Raw genomic sequence first — 18,060 nt, forward strand, 5'->3', positions numbered from 1 at the left:
CACTCTTTCCAAGAGGGAGCATCGAATTGATCCCAAAAGTGCAAATCCACTTTTGCGTTCGGTGCTCCAGGACAAGGCCGATGTGAGGCGGATGAGCGTGTTTCCGGGGCGCGCTCTATTTCAGGCTTCCTGCCGCGCGCTCGGCCAGTCTCGTCACGCGGGCATAGGAGCTCTCGTTTCTTTCGCCGGCAATATCCGGAGAGGCGGCCACTGTCGCAGAGCCCGCCCGCCGCGTGACGATACTGTGCATCCGGGCGAGCGCTTCGCGAATCTCGGGCTGCCCGGCGACATCCCGGGCCGAGAATTCGTGCCGGCATAGACGGCAGGTGAGATCGGCTCCGAATTGCAGCTTCCTCAGCCGGACTTTGAACAGCCGCCGACATTGCGGACAGGGCAGATCGATCCGTGTGCTCCCGTGATCCTCAAACAAGCGCGATCCTCCGGTTAGGGTCCCCCTGCATAGTCTGAAGCATGGCAGTAAGGCGAGAGCGAGGCACGGCATGAGACACTGACGGCAAGAAACAGGCCCGCGCCATGGCAACGGGCCTGCCTCCATCCGCTCCGCCGCTACCGGGCGCATTCCACGGGAACACGCACGTTGCTGCCCTCGACCAGGACGGTCCGGCAGGGCACGCCATTGATGATCCGGATCTCATTGGGCGCGGCGTAGGGAAAGAGCGAGTCCGGCGTTCCGGAAATCGGCCGGCCCGCGATCATTCGCCCGGCCCCTTCCTCGACGCCAATGCTCCCCGTGGCTCCCGGCTCGAAAGTCCCGGTCGCGACCCGGCCGGCGCATTCCACGGGAACACGCATGTTGCTGCCCTCGACCAGGACGGTCCGGCACGGAACGCCGTTGATGATCTGGACCTCGTTGGGCGCGGCATAAGGGAAGGCCGATCCGGGCGTGCCCTGAATGGGATTGGGTTGCGCCTGTGCGGCCGCAGGGCCTCCGGCGAGCATAAGGCCGATGCCGATCAGAACAGTTGAAGTCTTCAAGAAAGCCTCCTCTCGATGAATGGCTTTGAAGCGGCCGGTCTCCCGGCCCGCGCGAGACCGCCGTGACGATCCGGCCGGATCGTCACGCAGGCAGCATTCTAGAGATGCGAAAGCGGTGCGCTTGATCAGAGAGGACAGCCGCTTGACAGAAACGGACATGGAGGGCCGAGGCGAGGACGAGCCCTAGAGCATCGGACGCGGGAAGTGGGCCCACTTTTGGGATCTGATCCGATGCTCCCTTCCTGAAAAGAGCGCATCGTGCGAAAAACCGGGTCCACTTTTTCGCACGATGCGCCAGGAGCCCCCTTCGAATGGGCGTCTCTTTTCGCGGTCAGGCGGTCAGGCGGTCAGGCGGGGATACATGCGCGCGGCAACGGCAACGAGCAGCGCCGTGACCGTTGTCAGCACGGCGAAGTCAAAGCCAAGTCCGTACCGGCTCGTTCCGTCGGCCAGCATGAGGGCGCGAAGGGCGTCGACCTCATAGGTCAGCGGATTCGCGGATGACACGGCCTTGAGCCATTCCGGCATGAGTTCGATCGGATAGATCGCATTGCTGGCGAAGAAGATCGGCATGGTCAGCACCTGGCCGATGCCCATGAAGCGCTCGCGGGTCTTCACGATGCACGCGATGATCAGGGAAAAGGTCGAGAACAGAGCCGATCCGATCGCGATGAAGAGCGCCACGCCGAGGAGATGGAGCGGCGCGAACGACACGCTGATTCCGATCAGGACCGAGAGGGCGTAGACGATGACCGCCTGGGATATGCCCCGCATGGCCGATGACGCGGCTTTGCCGAGAACGAGCGCACTGCGGGGCGCAGGGCTGACCATGTAGCGATGCAGCACGCCGAGGTCGCGCTCCCAGATCGCGGCGATGCCGTAGAAGATGGCTGCGAACAGAACGCTCTGAGCAAGGATGCCGGGCGCCAGGAAATCGAGATAGCGCTCCCCGTTCGTGATGCCCCGCACCTGCGCCATGACCTGGCCGAACAGCAGCAGCCAGATGGCTGGCTGAAGCGCCCGTGTCAGAAGCTCGCTCGGATCGTGCATGAGCTTGCGGATTTCGGCGTCCGCCACGGCATGAATCTGGGTCAGGTAGCCAGCAATCAGGGCCGGCCTCGAAAGCTCACGAGCGGGCGCGAGCGCTGGCGCGGGTCTGCCTGATGTCACGATAGGATCCTCCGGCGGCCATCTTTGTGCCGGTGATGGAAGCGAATACGTCGTCCAGGGTCGCCTCCGGGCCGATCTGCGCTTTCAGGTCCTTGGGTGAACCAACCTTCTGGAGCCTGCCCGCATGGAGCACGCCGATGCGGTCGCATAATTCGTCGGCCTCCTCCATCAGATGCGTCGTAATCAGGATTGTGGTGCCGAGTCTTGCCCGCAAGTCCCGGACGTGGTTCCAGACGGTCCGGCGCGCCACCGGATCGAGCCCCACCGTCGGCTCGTCCATGAACAGCACATCGGGTTCATGAATCATACTCTGGGCGATTTCGAGCCGCCGGATCATGCCGCCCGAGAAGCCCGCGACGATACGATGGGCGGCGTCCTTCAGATCCATCAGTTCGAGAGCCGAGGCGATGCGCGCCTGCCGCTCTTGTCCGGGCACGCGATAGAGGCGAGCCGAGAGGAGCAGATTTTCATAGGCTGTCAGCGCCCCGTCCGCAGAAAGGAGCTGGGGCACGTAGCCGATATGCGCGCGCACCTTGGCGGGCTGGCGAATCATGTCGAAGCCCGCCACCGAGGCAGAGCCGGAACTTGGCGGCAAAAGCGTCGTCAGCATCTTGATGAGCGTGGACTTTCCGGCGCCGTTCGGGCCGATCAGGCCGAAAATCTCTCCCGGCCGCACGTTCAGAGACACGCCATCGACCGCGAGCAGTTCCCCGAAGCGTCTCGTCAGAGCGCGTGTGTCGATGATGCCGGGATCGTCCGGCCCGCCTGGAGATTCCAAGACCGCCACCTTCCCTCCCGCGACCTGTGAGGCAACCTTGATCCCGAGCGGCCCGGTGCGCATGGGCTGAAGTCGGGCAAGTTCCTCCCCGCGACGGACCGGCAATCCGGGGCCGGAGCAACCAACCCGTCCACATTCGCGTCGCGCGAAATCCCCCGCAGGCTGCTCCGGAGCCGTCTGGGCCGGCGAGACGGAGGGAAACATCTCAACAGCCCGTTCGGTTTCATCACTCGTACGAGCGGCGGGCGCCACGACGCCTGTCCACTGCCAGAGCATCGCTTGCTGAGAAAAACCGGGGTTACCCTCTCACACGATGCATCAGGCCTACGACAGGCGACTCGCGGGGGCGGTTTCGATCCACGCAACAGGCGATGGGTCCCTCACGGTGACGCCCTTCATCGATATCCCGGATGAGACCGGTGGAAGCCTCCGGGTTCAGCGTACAGGCGTTTTCGCGCCAGGATGGGGCCTCTCGGGAAGATCCTTCCGCCGCCGCTCCCAAAGGGTCTTTGCCGCGATCAGGCACTCATCGAGACGATCTGCGCCTGCGCCGCTCAGGGTGAGGAGCGCGATCGCCGCGGTGGAATTGATGATCGTTGTGGCGCGCTCGTCGTCCACGGTCCCGTCCCAGACCCCGCGCCAGTATTCGATGCTCGTCATTCCCGTCGGCGGATAAGCCATCGGCTCCGGCGAGGCGGGCAGAAAGAGTGTCTCCGTCTGTCCGTTGGCACGCCGGAGGAGCGTGGTCGAACGGAATGGCGTGGCCTCGGCAGTGTCGCGGCTCCCTCCCATGACGGTCAGGTACTCGTAGCCCAGGAGAGCTCCCGCGTCGCGGTGCAATTCACGATAGGCCGGACGTACGACCCCCATGAGGATGGCGCGCGCCGCGAGAGGGTTGAGCAGCGGCATCAGCGAATTCACGGGCGAGCGCGTCTCGAAGAGGCCATACAGCATGTGCAGGCGATGGAGCTGGGAGGACATGGCGGCCACCGGCAGATAGGCAATCCCCTGCCTGGCGATCGTCTCGGTGGCGGACGCCGTGGTCGCGCTGACCGGAATACCAATGGCGGTTGCGGCGGATACGAGCTTGGCCCTCGTGCCGCCTCCCCCATCGAGGCCGTGAAGGAGAATCCTATGTCCCGCCTGCGCCAGCAGCAATGCCGCCTGCAGGAACCAGGGCATTCTGCGGGATTTCGGTGAAATATAGGCGGGCCAGTCCAGATCGACGGACATTGCGCCCGGGCGCGTCGCTTGCAGGTGAGTGCGGGCCGCACGGACCAAGCCGGTCAGTTCGGCCGCGGTCTCGCCCCTGAAATTCATGACGGACAGGAGCGCTCCGATCTGCACGGGATCGGCTTCTCCGTCGAGAATGATCGAGAAGGCATCCTCCGCCTCGTCGGCGGTGAGAGGGCGGCTATGCCCGATGCCCGCTCCGAGCGTCGCGATGTGCTTGGCAAGCCGCTTGCGCGTGTCCTCCGAGGTCCCGAGCGACGCGAGCTTGCGCGCGAAGGCTTCGGGAGACGGTTCGCCTTCGAGCAGGATGCTCGGTCGGGCGGCCAGCGGAGCCGCTTCGACCACGGGAGGCCGAGCCCAATCGGCCGGATCCATGGCGGCGCCGACCATGGCCTTCTCCCGCTCCTGCGGCCGGGACAGCGCCTCGGCTTCTGCCGCCAGGGCGCGCAGCCGCTGGCGCATGGATTCTGCAAAGGGGGTCGGGATCAGACGGCGAGAGGAGCGAATGAAGATCGGATCGTCATAGACGTCCCGGATCTGGCCAAGGAGCCTGCTCATCGCGGGAGCGCTCATTCCGAGCCGTTCGGCGGCGCGGTTGACGCTGCCCTCCACGAGCAATGCGTCGAGAGCCAGAAGAAGGCGAAGACGCCCAAGCTTCAGGCCAGGTTCCCGTAATGCAGAATCCAAAACAACCCTGTTTCAAAGCCGGGCCATGGGCACCGGATAGTCATTCGTCATATTCTCGAGTTCCGCTGCCTATTTCTCATTTCCGCACATCTTTCAAGCCGCGCAGGAACACTTTAGAGACATTACAAATTGCGATTTCCTGAACTCAGAACGACTCTCAAACATAGCCGTTGACCCTCCACTTCCGCAGAACCTAGTAGCTCCCATCACTTGGTTTTTTCATGAGTTTGGGGCGGATAATGGGGTTTGACGCGGCGGTTCGGAAGGATATCGGCACCGGTTTCGGCAGTTATGAAAGAGCGGCCCGTCGTCTCGCTCTTCTTGCTTCCTGCAGTCTGTCGGCCGCGCTCCTCGTCACCTCGTCCGCGATGGCTCAGACGGCCGACATGCCCGTGGACGCTGCCGAGGACAACGTCATCTCTCTCGATCAGATCGTCGTGACGGCATCCGGCTTCGAGCAAAGCGTCAAGGATGCTCCGGCGAGCATTTCGGTCATTACCCGCGAGGAACTCGCGAAGGGCGACTTTCGCGATCTGACGGACGCCTTGAAGGAAGTTCAGGGCGTCGCGGTGACCGGCGTCGCCAACGAGAAGGATATCTTCATCCGCGGTCTTCCGGGCACCTACACGCTGATCCTCATCGACGGAAAGCGCCAGAATACCCGGGATTCCCGGACCAACGGCAGCGCGGGATTCGAGCAGAGCTTCATCCCGCCAATGTCAGCCATCGACCGCATCGAAGTCGTCCGCGGCCCCATGTCGTCGCTCTACGGTTCCGACGCCATGGGCGGCGTGATCAACATCATCACGCGCAAGGTGTCCGACACATGGAGCGGCACGGTGACGACCGAAGGATCGCTCCAGCAGCACGATGAATTCGGCAATTCGGCTCAGGGCACCTTCTATACGAGCGGCCCGCTGATCCACCGGATGCTGGGGCTTCAGCTGTGGGGCCGGGGCTTCGGCCGGGGCGAGGACGACCTGCTCAGCGGCATCACCGGCGCGCGCGAAGGCAATCTCGGCGGGCGCCTGACCTTCACGCCCGACGAGAGGCAGGACGTGATGCTGGAGAGCGGCTTCACGCGAATCCGCAGGGACGCCTCGAAACGGGGCACGCTCGAGGCCACCGACAGCGATACGTACAATCTCAACGACCGCAAATACTGGTCGCTGAGCCATGAGGGCCGCTGGGGGCCCACGACCTCCAACGTCTCGATCCTGCAGGAATGGGCGGAGCGCAGGAATTACAAGGAGAATCCCGCAACCTCCCTCTTCGACAAGAACCCCCGCTCGCCCGAGATCAGGAACACGATCGTCGACGGCAAGTTCACGACGCCCTTCGAGTTCTTCGGCGCCCATACCCTGGTGACGGGCGGCCAATGGTCCAATGCGATGCTGACGGATCAGAACCCCGGCCGCCGCACCAATGTCGAGGAGACGTTCACGATCAACCAATGGGCCCTCTTCGCCGAAGACGAGTGGCGCCTGTCCGATGCCTTCTCGATCACGAACGGCCTGCGCATGGATCAGCACGAGATCTACGGCGCCCATTTCAGCCCACGCAGCTATGCGGTCTGGCACGCCACCGAGAACCTGACGGTCAAAGGCGGCGTTTCGACGGGATTTCGCGCCCCGGAGATCCGCCAGATCGCACCGGGCTACGCCTACACGACCGGCGGCGCAGGCTGCTCCTACGGCCCGAACGGGACTTGCGGCGTCATCATTGCCGATGAGAACCTGCAGGCGGAAACCAGCACCAGCTACGAGATCGGAGCGGTGTGGGACAACCTGAATGGCTTTACCGCCAGCGCCACTTATTTCTATACCGATTTCAGGGACAAGATCAGCAATGCCCTGGTGCTGGACGATGCCGGCAACCCCGTGCGCTGGTCGGAAGATCCGAATTACCGTCTCTGGTACAACTACAACATCGACGACGCGGTGATCCAAGGCGTCGAGCTGGCCGCCACCTGGCGGGCCACCGATACGCTTTCGTTCCGCGGCAGCTACACCTTCACGGATTCCGAGCAGCGGACAGGCGAATATGCAGGCTTCCCGCTCGCCCGCACCCCCAAGCATATGGCCAATGCGCGCGTGGATTGGGTCACACCGATTGCCGGTCTGGCGACATGGGCCGTCGTGAACTACCACGGCTCCGAGATCATCGGCGGCGCCCGCATCGGTACGAACGGCACTCCCGTGTTCATCAACGGCATGGCGGGACGCAAATACGACGCCTATGCGACGATGGATGTCGGTCTGACCTACGACCTCACGGAGCAGCTGACCCTGAATGCGGCGGTCTACAACGTCTTCGACAAGGAAGTCCAACCTACCGACTACAACACGGTCATCGAGGGGCGTCGCCTCTGGGTGAGCATGTCGGCCACCTTCTGAACCTATGGGCGCTCTTTTCCCCTCTCACTGTCGATCGCAGTCGCAGAAACAGGAACAAGCATGATGGACGACAATAAACCAGGCACCCGCGAACAGGTGCACCAGAGGCCCCCGCTGCGGAGCTGGAGTTTCCGAGTCGTCGACAGCTACAACGTAGATCCTGATATGCGCCGCGTGGTTCTGACGGCAGACGACATCGCCGCGTTCGCCTATAAGCCGGGGCAAGCCATCATCATGATGGTTCCTCTTCCGGAAGGAGGGACTGGACGGAGGGACTACACGATCCGCAATCTGGATCGTGCTGCGGGAACGATCAGCGTCGATTTCTACCTCCATGGCGATACGCCGGCCCCGGCTTGGGCCCGACAGGCGAAGACCGGAGATACGATCGAGGTGAAAGGCCCGCGAGGGGGAACCGTACTTCACTCAGACGCGGATTGGCACCTCCTGACCGGCGATGAAACCTGCATCCCGGCCATCGCCCATATCCTTGAAGGCATGCCGCAAGGCACCCGGGCTTTTGCCTTCATCGAGACGAACGACAAGCGCGGTGAGATCGCTCTTCAGACCAAGGCGGATGCCGTCGTTCGTTGGATCCACCGCAATGGTGCCCCTGCCGGCCCGAGCGAACTGATGAACGGCGTGATCCAGGACTTCCTTCTGCCCTCGGGCAAGGGCCATGCCTATATCATCGGAGAGACGAGCAATGTCCGGCGCCAGCGACACACCCTGATCGCCCGAGGGCTATCCCGCGATCAGATCTCGGCGGAAGGCTACTGGCGCCCCGGCCGTGTCGGCGGCCACGATCATGTGAACGACTGAACATCCCGCCCATCGGTCCCTGAGCCTATTCCTGGAGAACAGCGCCATGACGCATATTCCTGCCCGCCTTACTCGTACCGTGACTGCAATGGTTGCAGGCGCCTTCGCACTCGGCATCCTGACGGCAGGCGCCCATGCGGAGGATATCAAGGTCCAGCACGCCAAGGGCGAGACGACGGTTCCTTTGAAGCCGAAGAAGGTTCTCGCCTTCGATCTTGCTTCGCTCGACATATTGAGCGCGCTCGGCATCGAGGTGAGCGGCGTTCCGACGGCCCGGTTTCCCGAATATCTCGCAAAGTATGGCTCGGACAAATACGAGAAGGTCGGCACGCTGTTCGAACCGGATTACGAAGCAGTGAATTCAGCCGAACCTGATCTGATCATCGTCGGAGGACGCTCCAGCGCCAAATACGAAGCTCTGGCGAAGATCGCTCCTACGATCGACATGACAATCGACCCTAAGGATTATGTTGGCAGCGTCGTACGGAATGCTCAGCTTCTGGCAAGGATCTTCGACAGGCAGCCCGAGGCGGCATCACAGATCGCCCGGCTCGAGCAATCGATCGCTTCCCTTAAACAGGACGCATCGAAGGCGGGCAAAGGTCTCCTTGTCCTCACCACCGGCGGCAAGATGAGCGCCTACGGACCCGGCTCACGCTTCGGGGTGCTGCACACTGATTTCGGGGTCGTACCAGCCGTCGAAGGACTGGCGACGACGAACCACGGCCAAGCGATCAACGCGGAGTTTATCCTCAAGACGAATCCCGACTGGCTCTTCGTGATCGACCGCGATGCGGCGACGGGTCGAGGCAACGGTGCAGCCAAGAAGGTTCTGGACAACGACCTCGTTGCCCAGACCAAGGCCTGGAAGAACAATCAGGTCGTTTACCTGGATCCTGTCAATTGGTATCTGGTCGGCGGTGGATTGACCGCCCTTCAGACCAGCGTGGACCAGATCCGGAAGGCGGTCACCAAGCCATAGCCCTGAACCGACCAGCTCATCAAGGTATGCCACGATTGCGGATCACCCACGGGTGATCTGAAATCCTCCCAATTGGATCTGCTCGGCGCGAGCGCTCCGGAATCATTGTGAAACGCCTCGTCCTCGCTACGGCCATGCTTATTGTCCTGGGGCTGATCAGCCTGCTGATCGGCGTCGGCGATGTATCGCTGTCCGCACTTTTCTCACCGCAGGAGGGGCAACAAGCCGCCCAGATCCTGCTGATCTCCCGAATCCCCAGGACCCTGGCTCTCATCCTGGCCGGGACGGCCATGGCGGTGGCCGGGACGATCATGCAGATGCTGACCCGCAACAGGTTCGTTGAACCATCCACTGCAGGGACGGTCGAGTCCGCAAGTCTCGGCCTCCTCGTCGTCACTCTGTTCGCACCGGAAGCGCCGGTCCTTGTGAAGATGCTGGTCGCTTCCGGATTTGCGCTTGCAGGGACAGCTCTGTTCCTGCGCATCCTCAAACGTGTGCCCCTCCGCTCCGTAATGACCGTACCGCTCGTCGGCATCATGTTGGGCGGAATCGTCGGCGCGATCACCACGTTCTTCGCCTACAGGTTCGATCTGCTGCAATCGGTGAATGCCTGGACCACCGGCGACTTCTCCGGCGTTCTGCGTGGTCGGTACGAGCTGCTCTGGGTTGCGTCCGCCTTGACGATCTTCGCCTATCTCGCTGCCGACCGATTGACACTGGCCGGGATGGGGCGGGACTTCGCCACCAATCTGGGCTTGCGCTACCGCAGCATCGTATCGCTGGGCCTCGTCATCGTCGCAATGGTGACGGCCACTATCGTCGTGACCGTCGGCATGCTGCCGTTCCTCGGCCTGATCGTTCCGAATATCGTCAGTCTGGTGATCGGAGACAACATGCGGCGCTCGCTGCCCTGGGTCGCCCTCTTGGGAGCGGGCCTCGTCCTGATCTGCGACATTGTCGGGCGATTGGCATACTACCCTTACGAGATTCCGATCGGAACCGTCATGGGCATCGTCGGCAGCGGCTTGTTCCTGTTTCTCTTGCTTCGGGGGCGCGAACGCCTTGCGTGAACAAAGAAAGCCTGCCCGCATTTGCCTGATCCTCGCCGCGATGGCGATCGGCGTGATCGTGCTGTTCATGACACTGAATGCGAAAGGGCGCTGGGACTTCATCCTGGCTTTTCGCGGCATGAAGGTCGTAGCGATGATTCTGGTCGCCTACGCCATTGCAGTCTCGACCGTTCTCTTTCAGACGGTGAGCCACAACCGGATCCTGACGCCTTCCATCATGGGTTTCGATGCGCTTTATGTCCTCATCCAGACAAGCCTGATCTTCACGATCGGCTCCGCTCATGTGGCGGCCTTGGACCCTCGCCTGCTCTTCGTATGCGAAGTCGCCGCAATGGTGGCGTTCTCAAGCCTTCTCTATCGCTGGCTCTTTTCGGGCAGCAGTCGCAGCCTTCATCTGCTGGTACTGGTGGGGATCGTCTTCGGCGTTCTGTTTCGCAGTCTCTCCGGCTTCATGCAACGGATCATCGATCCCAACGAATTCGTGCTTCTCCAGGACCGCCTGTTTGCGAACTTCAATAATGTCGAGAGCAATCTTCTCGGCGTGTCGGCCGCTGCAGTTCTTATCGTATCAATCATCGGATGGCGACTCATCCCCGTCTATGACGTATTGGCCCTTGGCCGTGAGGCTGCCATCAACCTGGGTGTCGATCACAACCGAGGGACGACGGTCGTCCTTGTTCTTGTGGCGGTCCTCGTTTCGGTATCGACCGCCCTGGTGGGACCTGTGACCTTCTTCGGGCTTCTGGTCGCCAATCTCGCCTATCCTCTGGCGGGAACGTACAGACATCGGTTCGTGCTGCCGATCGCAGCACTGCTCGCTGTGATCGTTCTCGTCGGTGGTCAGCTCATCCTTGAGCGGGTCTTCGCGTTTGATACTGCCTTGAGCATCGTTATCGAATTTCTGGGCGGGATCGCCTTCCTGGCCCTCCTGATCAGAGGATCTTCCCGTTGATCGAGATCTCCAACATCCGAAAGAGCTACGGCGACTCCATCGTCGTGCGGGACGTATCGCTGCAGATCCCGCGCCGCGGCATCACGTCTATTATCGGTCCGAACGGTGCCGGCAAGTCCACGCTCCTGTCGATGATCAGCCGGCTTGCGCCTATGACATCCGGAACGGTCCGGGTTGATGGTCTCGACGTGACCAAGACCCCTTCGGATGTCTTGGCGAAGCGTCTGTCCATCCTCAGGCAGGACAATCGCGTCGGCTCGCGGCTGACGGTCCAGGACTTGGTCGAGTTCGGCCGCTATCCCTATTCGAAGGGCCGCCTGACGGCCGAAGACCGCGCTCATGTGGACAAGGCGATCGGCTTTCTTGGGCTAGAAGGTCTCGCCGGCCGTTTCCTGGACGAATTGTCGGGCGGACAGCGCCAGCGCGCCTATGTGGCCATGGTGCTCTGCCAGGACACGGACTACGTTCTCTTCGACGAGCCCCTGAACAATCTCGACATGAAGCATGCGGTCGGAATGATGAAGCTTCTGCGTCAAGCGGCCGACATCCTCAGCAAGACCATCGTGCTCGTTCTTCACGACATCAACTTCGCCTCCTGCTACTCGGACTACATCGTGGCCATGCGCGATGGATCCGTCATCCGGCACGGCTCACCCCGCGAGATCATGACAAGCGAAGCAATCCGCGAGATCTATGAGATGGATGTCGAAGTGCAGGAGGTTCAGGGGCGCAGGATCTCGATCTACTATACCTGATAGCAGGAAGTTTCCGACTTCATCACGACACCATGCCTCGTCGATGGGATGCGGAAGAGGTTTACTCTTTGAAAGGCACACCTCGCTTCATTCATTATCGGCGAGAATGGCAGCGATTACGGCATCCGTGACCTGACGTGTCGTCGCGGCTCCTCCAAGATCGGGCGTATGGAGACCCTGATCTGCCGTGACCCGCTCGATGGCTCTCATGAGGCGGTCGGCGGCGGCCTTTTCTCCAAGATGCTCCAGCATCATGGTCGCCGACCAGAACGTCCCGATCGGATTGGCAATCCCTTTCCCCGTGATATCGAACGCAGAGCCATGGATCGGCTCGAACATCGATGGGAATCTCCGCTCGGGGTTGAGATTTGCCGTCGGCGCAATGCCGAGCGAGCCCGCGAGAGCGGCCGCGAGGTCGGACAGGATGTCGGCCTGCAGATTGGTCGCCACGATGGTATCGAGGGTCCAGGGTTTGAGCGTCATGCGCATCGTCATGGCGTCGACGAGCATCTTGTCCCAGGTCACATCAGGATAATCCGCCGCAACCTCGGCGGCAATTTCATCCCACATGACCATGCCATGCCGCTGTGCATTCGACTTCGTGACGACCGTCAGGAGCTTGCGCGGACGGGAACGGGCCAGCTCGAACGCAAATCGCATGATCCGCGTAACGCCGGCCCGCGTGAAGATCGTCACCTCCGTAGCGACCTCTTCCGGCAATCCTCGGTGTGACCGCCCGCCCTGACCAGCGTACTCACCCTCCGAATTCTCGCGGACGATAACCCAGTCGAGATCCTTTGATCCGACATTCCGCAATGGTCCTTCGATGCCCGGCAGAATTCGGGTCGGGCGCACATTTGCGTACTGGTCGAAGGGCTGGCAGATCGCAAGGCGCAACCCCCAGAGCGTAATATGATCGGGCACGTCGGGAGCGCCGACAGCACCGAAATAGATTGCATCGAATGGCTTCAGAGTTTCCAGGCCATCCTCCGGCATCATGATCCCATGCCGCTTGTAATAGTCCGATCCCCAGTCGAAGGCTTCGAAACTGAGCCGGAACGTCCCTTCCCGCTCGGCAAGCGCATGGAGAACCTCAACGCCTGCGGAAATAACCTCCTTGCCGATTCCATCGCCCGGAATGCTTGCGATTCTATAGTCCTTCACGATCATCTCCCGCATGGGTTGGCCTCAGCCACCCAGCCCAACGTTTCTTCTTTGCACCGCATCTTCAGCTGAGCGCCTCAGCAACGGCCTTTCCGGTCGTCTCGGTATCCGCGTTTCCTCCGAGGTCACGCGTCCGGAGCGTCCGTTCGCTCAGGGTGCTCTCGATGGCTCTCACAATGGCAGCAGCAGCTTCGCTTTCTCCAAGATGCTCAAGCATCATCGCACCTGCCCAGATCTGGCCGATGGGGTTTGCGATCCCCTGCCCTGCAATATCCGGGGCCGATCCGTGAACGGGCTCGAAGAGAGATGGAAAATGACCAGGAGGATTGATGTTGCCCGAGGGTGCAATGCCGATCGTTCCGGTACAGGCAGGCCCGAGATCGGACAGAATATCGCCAAAGAGGTTGGAAGCGACAACGACGTCGAACCAGTCAGGATGCAGAACGAAATGGGCGGTCAGAATATCGATATGATATTTGTCCCATTTGACATCCGGGTAGTTCCTGGCCATGGCCTCGACGCGATCGTCCCAGTACGGCATGGTGATCGAGATGCCATTCGATTTCGTAGCCGACGTCAAATGCTTCTTGGGCCGCTTCTGGGCCAGGTCGAACGCGAATTGCAGGACCCGGTCGACGCCGATGCGCGTCATGACGGTCTCCTGGATGACCACTTCACGCTCCGTGCCCGGGAACATTTTTCCCCCGATAGAGGAATACTCGCCCTCCGTATTCTCGCGGACGACCCAGAAGTCGATGTCGCCGGGCTTGCGATTTGCAAGCGGCGTAGGAACGCCAGGCATCAGGCGCACGGGGCGCAGGTTGATATACTGGTCGAACTCGCGCCGGAACTGAAGCAGCGAGCCCCAGAGCGAGATGTGATCCGGGATCTTGTCCGGCCAACCGACGGCCCCGAAGAAGATGGCGTCGTGATTGCCGATCTGCTCCTTCCAATCCTCCGGCAGCATGTGACCATGCTTGGCGTAGTAATCGTAGGATGAGAAATCGAAGTGATCGAGTTGCAGGTCGAATCCGAACTTCGACGCTGCGACCTCCAGCACGCGCACGCCTTCCGGGACGACCTCCTTGCCGATGCCGTCTCCCGGAATGACGGCCAACCGGTACTTCCTCTTCTGTTCCAGAGACATCGCTGACACCTGTGAAGCGCTTAATACTTTGCTTTTCGGGCACTCGACCAAAGCATGACGATCCTGCCGAGGCCCGTTCGATCAGGCCGCCATCATCAGGCCGCCATCATCAGGCCGCCATCTTGGCCTTTTCGGCTCCCGCCAGCCTTGCAGCAAGGCGCACGGCATTCTCCAATGCGCCGGTGGAGGCAATGCCCTTGCCGACGATGTCGAACGCGGTTCCATGTGCCGGGGTCGTGAAGACCGCCCCAAGCCCGGCCGTGACCGTGACGCCCCGGTTGAAACCGCGCAGCTTCGTCGCGATCTGCCCCTGATCGTGGTACATGGCGACAACTCCATCATACTCGCCCGCAAACGCCTTCAGGTAAACCGTGTCGGCGGGAAACGGACCCCGGCAGTCGATTCCGCTCTGCGCGGCGGCGGCTACCGCGGGAGCGATGATCTCGATCTCCTCGGTTCCGAACAGTCCTCCCTCCCCGGCATGCGGATTGAGCGCCGCGACAGCCAAGCGCGGCTTCGCGATGCCCGCCCGCCTCATGGTACGGTCGGCCAGTTGGATGGCGTCCGTGATGCTCTGGGCGTTGATCTGCTCGATGGCCTGCCGCAGAGAGACATGGGATGTCACCCGCGACATCCATTGATCGTCGAGGACATTCATCTCGGAGAAATATCCACGGTGATCGAGAAGGTGGGCGAACATCTTGTGCTCGTCCGGAAAGTGCCACCCTCCGGCGTGGAGAGCCGCCTTGTTGAGCGGCGCGAAGGTGATAGCGTCCACCTCACCCCGTTGTGACATCGCAATGGCATACGCCAAGGTGTCCCCTGTCAGGCGGCCCGACTCGGCCGAGACGACACCGCGGGGCAAGCTCGTCGGATCGATGTTCTTGAGATCAACGACAGGGACATCCGGGCAGCTCCAGTCGATTTCGGAAACCGATGAAACGGCACGCCAGGACAATGATGCTCCCGCATCTCGCATGCCCTGCTCCAGAACCCGCACGTCTCCGACCACCATGAGGCGAGCTGCATCGTTCAGGCGTCCATCCGACAGGACGCGAGCGCACTGCTCCGGCCCGATTCCCGTGTAGTCGCCGAGCAGGAGCGCGATTCGGGGCAGTGCCTGCCCTTCAGTGCTTGATACCGCCACGTTCAGAGTTCCCCTTACCGATGAGTGCCGCTCAGGGTGAAGCCAATGGAATTCTCGCCCGCCTGGCCACCTGAGGCATGTACCGGAAGCATGGCAACTCACAGAAAATAGTCAATGGAAGATTGTTGACAATTTACGAAATTGGCTCGACGTTTGCGCTGTGTCCAACCTGGATGATCAGTGATGAACAGACCTTTGTTCGAGCGGAACGCTTCCATGCCGCCCCTGAGCGCTCATGGCAGCTCGTTGATGGAAGGCTTCACCTACAAGACCATCGAGACGTCGGGTGCTAAAATCCGCGTTGCCGTCGCGGGAAATGGTCCGCCCCTTCTTCTTCTTCACGGCAATCCGCTGACACATGTGAGCTGGCACAAGATCGCTCCAAGCCTCGCGAAGAGTTTCACCGTGGTAGCGCCTGATCTACGCGGCTATGGCGACAGTTCCAAGCCTGACGGCGGCTCGGAGCATGAGGCGTATACGTTCCGAGCCATGGGGCAGGACAACTTTGAGGTCATGACCGCCCTGGGCTTCGAGCGTTTTGCCGTTGCCGGCCATGACCGTGGGGCGCGCGTCGCCTTCCGCATGGCTCTGGACGCTCCGGACAGGATCGAGCGCATCGCCGCCTTGGACATCGTGCCGACGCACCATGTGCTGACCAATGTTACGCTTGGATGGGGTCTTGAGGCGTATCACTGGTTCTTCATGGCGCAAAAGGCCCCTTTTCCCGAGAAGCTGATCTGCGCCGATCTTGATTATTACATCCACTACAAACTCAATAAGAAAGGCGTCGGCCTCGAGATCTTCTCGCCCGAAGCCATGGCCGAGTATGTGCGCTGCACGACGCCTGAACAGATCCATGCGGTTTGTGAGGATTACCGTGCGACCGTCACGCTCGACCTCGCCATGGACCAGGCGGATTTCGGCGTGAAGAGCATCTCTTGCCCGGTCCTGGTCCTCTGGGGATCGAACAGTCATTGCGGCCGCCACTTCAAGCCTCTGGAAGCCTGGGAGCCCTGGGCTCCGGATCTGAGGGGCTGGGCCATTCCCACGGGCCACTACCCTGCAGAGCACAGACCGGATCTTGTCTATTCCGCATTCTGGACTTTCTTCACGGGAGGCGAGCCGGCACCGTTCAGCGGGCACGTCGAGGAAACTGCGGCGCCGTGATGAGAGACATCGACGCCGCTACAGCGAAGGATCTTGTCCACGCGCCTGCCGAAGTCGCCTTTCTGGACGTGCGTGAACACGGTCCCTATGGAGAAGGCCATCCGCTTCTCGCCGTATGGTGCCCGTACAGCCGGCTCGAGCTCTTGGCCCTCTCCCTCGTTCCCAACTTCCGTGTGCCGGTCGTCCTGATCGATGCCGGAGATGGTGTCGCCGAGAAGGCAGCAAGCCGCCTGGAACGCCTCGGCTATCAGGACATCAGGGTCGTGACGGGAGGGGTCCAGGCATGGATCGAGGCGGGCTATACCCTCTTCGAAGGAGAATACGTTCCAAGCAAAACCCTGGGGGAACTTGCCGAACACGTCTTTCATCCCGACGTGATTGACCCGGAGACGTTGGCCGAATGGCAGAGAGAGCACCGTCCACATTTCCTCGTCGACGTACGCCCGCCGACGGAACACCATAAGATGACCATTCCGGGAGCGCGCTGCCTGCCGAACGGCGAGCTCCCACACCGTTTTCCTGCGGTCGTTTCCGACACATCGATTCCGCTCGTGCTCACATGCGCCGGACGCACCAGAAGTCTGATCGGCGCCATCAGCCTGAAACTGCTCGGGCTCGATAACCCTGTTTATGGGCTCCGGAATGGGACGCAGGGGTGGACCCTCGCAGGACTTGATCTCAATCGCGGTCAGGTCCCTGCCGAGGCCCCTTCGTTATCCCATGGGGAACTGGCGGCGAGTCGACTTCGAGCGCAGAATTTTGCCCAACGAGCCGGCATACCGATGGTCGACGCAGGCATGCTGGGCACTTTCGCCGCGGACCGAAGCCGAACGCTGTATCTGCTCGATGTCCGTAGCGGAGAGGAGTACGCGGCCGCGCATCTGCAGGGGGCAATCCATGCACCCTGTGTGCAGATTGTCCAGGCCACGGATCGTTGGCTCGGCGTGCGCCGCGCGCGCGTCGTCCTTGCTGATGACACGGGATTGCGGGCTTCTCTTGCAGCCTATTGGCTCAGGCAAATCGGCTACGAGACCTATGTGCTGACGGACACGGACACGACCCTCGCTCACGACGGGTGGCGGCCTTTCCAGGCCTCGCCTGTCATTCCTGCTCCGGGTCTGCAGCATATTGCACCGCGGGAAGCCGCAGAGGCTGCTGCGGGCGGCAAAGTCCTTCTCCTGGATCTTCGCTTGTCCATCGAATACCGCCGGGAGCATCCTGCAGGAAGCCGCTGGACGATCCGTCCTGAACTGAAGACAACCCTTGGCGACTGGCAGGGCAGTCTTTGCCTGATCGCGGACGAGTCAATCGCCCGTCTCGCGGCTCTCGACCTCAGGGAGATCGGATATGAGGATGTGCGAATTGTGAGTGGCGGCCTCGATGCCTGGAAGTCCGCGGGCCTGGCGACGGAGACGGGTTGGCCGGAATCAACAGCATGTCCGATCGATTTCCTGTCCTTCGTTCACGACAGGCATGACGGCAATCTCGATGCAGCCCGACAATATCTCGCATGGGAGACGGGTCTCTTAGACCGGCTCGATGCTCAGGAGCGGGCCACGTTTCTGCTTTGACAGAATGACGAGGCCCGGACACG

16 protein-coding genes are annotated in these 18,060 nt (G+C 61.6%); 8 read left to right on the top strand and 8 right to left on the bottom strand.

Annotation, left to right across the window (positions count from 1 at the left end; translation table 11 throughout):
- Window positions 1–115: 115 nt before the first annotated feature.
- The 5 genes from AB8841_RS27240 to AB8841_RS27260 all read right to left on the bottom strand — a co-directional run bounded on the left by AB8841_RS27240 (window position 116) and on the right by AB8841_RS27260 (window position 4,864).
- Window positions 116–430 (bottom strand): hypothetical protein, encoded by a 315-nt coding sequence (locus AB8841_RS27240; protein ID WP_370438859.1) that lies wholly within the window; start codon window positions 428–430, stop codon window positions 116–118.
- A 137-nt stretch (window positions 431–567) separates the two neighbouring features.
- On the bottom strand, window positions 568–996 hold the full coding sequence (locus tag AB8841_RS27245) for a hypothetical protein (protein ID WP_370438860.1): 429 nt from the start codon (window positions 994–996) through the stop codon (window positions 568–570).
- A gap of 339 nt (window positions 997–1,335) precedes the next feature.
- Entirely contained in the window at window positions 1,336–2,166 is an 831-nt protein-coding gene (locus AB8841_RS27250; protein WP_370438861.1) for an ABC transporter permease, read from the bottom strand.
- Window positions 2,123–2,944: an ABC transporter ATP-binding protein gene (locus AB8841_RS27255; protein WP_370438862.1), complete on the bottom strand. Its 822-nt coding sequence runs from the start codon at window positions 2,942–2,944 to the stop codon at window positions 2,123–2,125. Before AB8841_RS27255 ends, AB8841_RS27250 begins: the two co-directional genes overlap by 44 nt.
- A gap of 435 nt (window positions 2,945–3,379) precedes the next feature.
- Window positions 3,380–4,864 (bottom strand): glycosyl transferase family protein, encoded by a 1,485-nt coding sequence (locus AB8841_RS27260; protein WP_370438863.1) that lies wholly within the window; start codon window positions 4,862–4,864, stop codon window positions 3,380–3,382.
- 368 nt (window positions 4,865–5,232) lie between these two features.
- Here AB8841_RS27260 and AB8841_RS27265 point away from each other — a divergent pair, with 368 nt between their 5' ends.
- From AB8841_RS27265 to AB8841_RS27290, 6 genes are all read left to right on the top strand, one after another.
- Window positions 5,233–7,260: a TonB-dependent receptor domain-containing protein gene (locus tag AB8841_RS27265; RefSeq protein ID WP_370439388.1), complete on the top strand. Its 2,028-nt coding sequence runs from the start codon at window positions 5,233–5,235 to the stop codon at window positions 7,258–7,260.
- A 60-nt stretch (window positions 7,261–7,320) separates the two neighbouring features.
- Window positions 7,321–8,082, top strand: coding sequence for a siderophore-interacting protein (locus tag AB8841_RS27270; protein ID WP_370438864.1), 762 nt, complete (start codon window positions 7,321–7,323; stop codon window positions 8,080–8,082).
- A 46-nt stretch (window positions 8,083–8,128) separates the two neighbouring features.
- The gene (locus AB8841_RS27275) at window positions 8,129–9,064 is read left to right on the top strand and encodes a siderophore ABC transporter substrate-binding protein (RefSeq protein WP_370438865.1); all 936 of its coding nucleotides are present in this window, start codon (window positions 8,129–8,131) and stop codon (window positions 9,062–9,064) included.
- A gap of 107 nt (window positions 9,065–9,171) precedes the next feature.
- Window positions 9,172–10,134, top strand: coding sequence for an ABC transporter permease (locus tag AB8841_RS27280; RefSeq protein ID WP_370438866.1), 963 nt, complete (start codon window positions 9,172–9,174; stop codon window positions 10,132–10,134).
- A 40-nt stretch (window positions 10,135–10,174) separates the two neighbouring features.
- Window positions 10,175–11,086 carry an iron chelate uptake ABC transporter family permease subunit gene (locus AB8841_RS27285; RefSeq protein WP_370439389.1) on the top strand — a complete coding sequence of 304 codons (912 nt, stop codon included), beginning with the start codon at window positions 10,175–10,177 and terminating at the stop codon, window positions 11,084–11,086.
- Window positions 11,083–11,841 carry an ABC transporter ATP-binding protein gene (locus AB8841_RS27290; RefSeq protein WP_370438867.1) on the top strand — a complete coding sequence of 253 codons (759 nt, stop codon included), beginning with the start codon at window positions 11,083–11,085 and terminating at the stop codon, window positions 11,839–11,841. Before AB8841_RS27285 ends, AB8841_RS27290 begins: the two co-directional genes overlap by 4 nt.
- 87 nt (window positions 11,842–11,928) lie before the next feature.
- On the opposite strand, the gene AB8841_RS27295 is transcribed toward AB8841_RS27290, so the two are convergent.
- The 3 genes from AB8841_RS27295 to AB8841_RS27305 form a co-directional block, all read right to left on the bottom strand.
- Window positions 11,929–13,005, bottom strand: coding sequence for a tartrate dehydrogenase (locus AB8841_RS27295; protein ID WP_370438868.1), 1,077 nt, complete (start codon window positions 13,003–13,005; stop codon window positions 11,929–11,931).
- A 64-nt stretch (window positions 13,006–13,069) separates the two neighbouring features.
- On the bottom strand, window positions 13,070–14,152 hold the full coding sequence (locus tag AB8841_RS27300) for a tartrate dehydrogenase (RefSeq protein WP_370438869.1): 1,083 nt from the start codon (window positions 14,150–14,152) through the stop codon (window positions 13,070–13,072).
- Window positions 14,153–14,261: 109 nt separating this feature from the next.
- A complete protein-coding gene (locus AB8841_RS27305; protein ID WP_370438870.1) occupies window positions 14,262–15,299 on the bottom strand; it encodes a PdxA family protein in 1,038 nt (345 codons plus the stop codon).
- A 183-nt stretch (window positions 15,300–15,482) separates the two neighbouring features.
- On the opposite strand from AB8841_RS27305, the gene AB8841_RS27310 reads away from it, so the two are divergent.
- Window positions 15,483–16,466, top strand: a complete 984-nt coding sequence (locus tag AB8841_RS27310; RefSeq protein WP_370438871.1) for an alpha/beta fold hydrolase — start codon at window positions 15,483–15,485, stop codon at window positions 16,464–16,466.
- Window positions 16,466–18,037, top strand: a complete 1,572-nt coding sequence (locus tag AB8841_RS27315) for a rhodanese-like domain-containing protein (RefSeq protein WP_370439390.1) — start codon at window positions 16,466–16,468, stop codon at window positions 18,035–18,037. Before AB8841_RS27310 ends, AB8841_RS27315 begins: the two co-directional genes overlap by 1 nt.
- The last annotated feature ends 23 nt before the right edge of the window (window positions 18,038–18,060 follow it).

The sequence above is a fragment of the Microvirga sp. TS319 genome, assembly GCF_041276405.1.
Taxonomy (GTDB): domain Bacteria; phylum Pseudomonadota; class Alphaproteobacteria; order Rhizobiales; family Beijerinckiaceae; genus Microvirga.

Excerpts from the sequence above, each read along its gene's own strand:
- AB8841_RS27265 (WP_370439388.1), top strand. The coding sequence starts at position 5,233 with ATGGCTCAGACGGCCGACATGCCCGTGGACGCTGCCGAGGACAACGTC.
- AB8841_RS27270 (WP_370438864.1), top strand. The coding sequence starts at position 7,321 with ATGATGGACGACAATAAACCAGGCACCCGCGAACAGGTGCACCAGAGG.
- AB8841_RS27275 (WP_370438865.1), top strand. The coding sequence starts at position 8,129 with ATGACGCATATTCCTGCCCGCCTTACTCGTACCGTGACTGCAATGGTT.
- AB8841_RS27285 (WP_370439389.1), top strand. The coding sequence starts at position 10,175 with ATGGCGATCGGCGTGATCGTGCTGTTCATGACACTGAATGCGAAAGGG.
- AB8841_RS27300 (WP_370438869.1), bottom strand. The coding sequence starts at position 14,152 with ATGTCTCTGGAACAGAAGAGGAAGTACCGGTTGGCCGTCATTCCGGGA.
- AB8841_RS27310 (WP_370438871.1), top strand. The coding sequence starts at position 15,483 with ATGAACAGACCTTTGTTCGAGCGGAACGCTTCCATGCCGCCCCTGAGC.
- AB8841_RS27315 (WP_370439390.1), top strand. The coding sequence starts at position 16,466 with ATGAGAGACATCGACGCCGCTACAGCGAAGGATCTTGTCCACGCGCCT.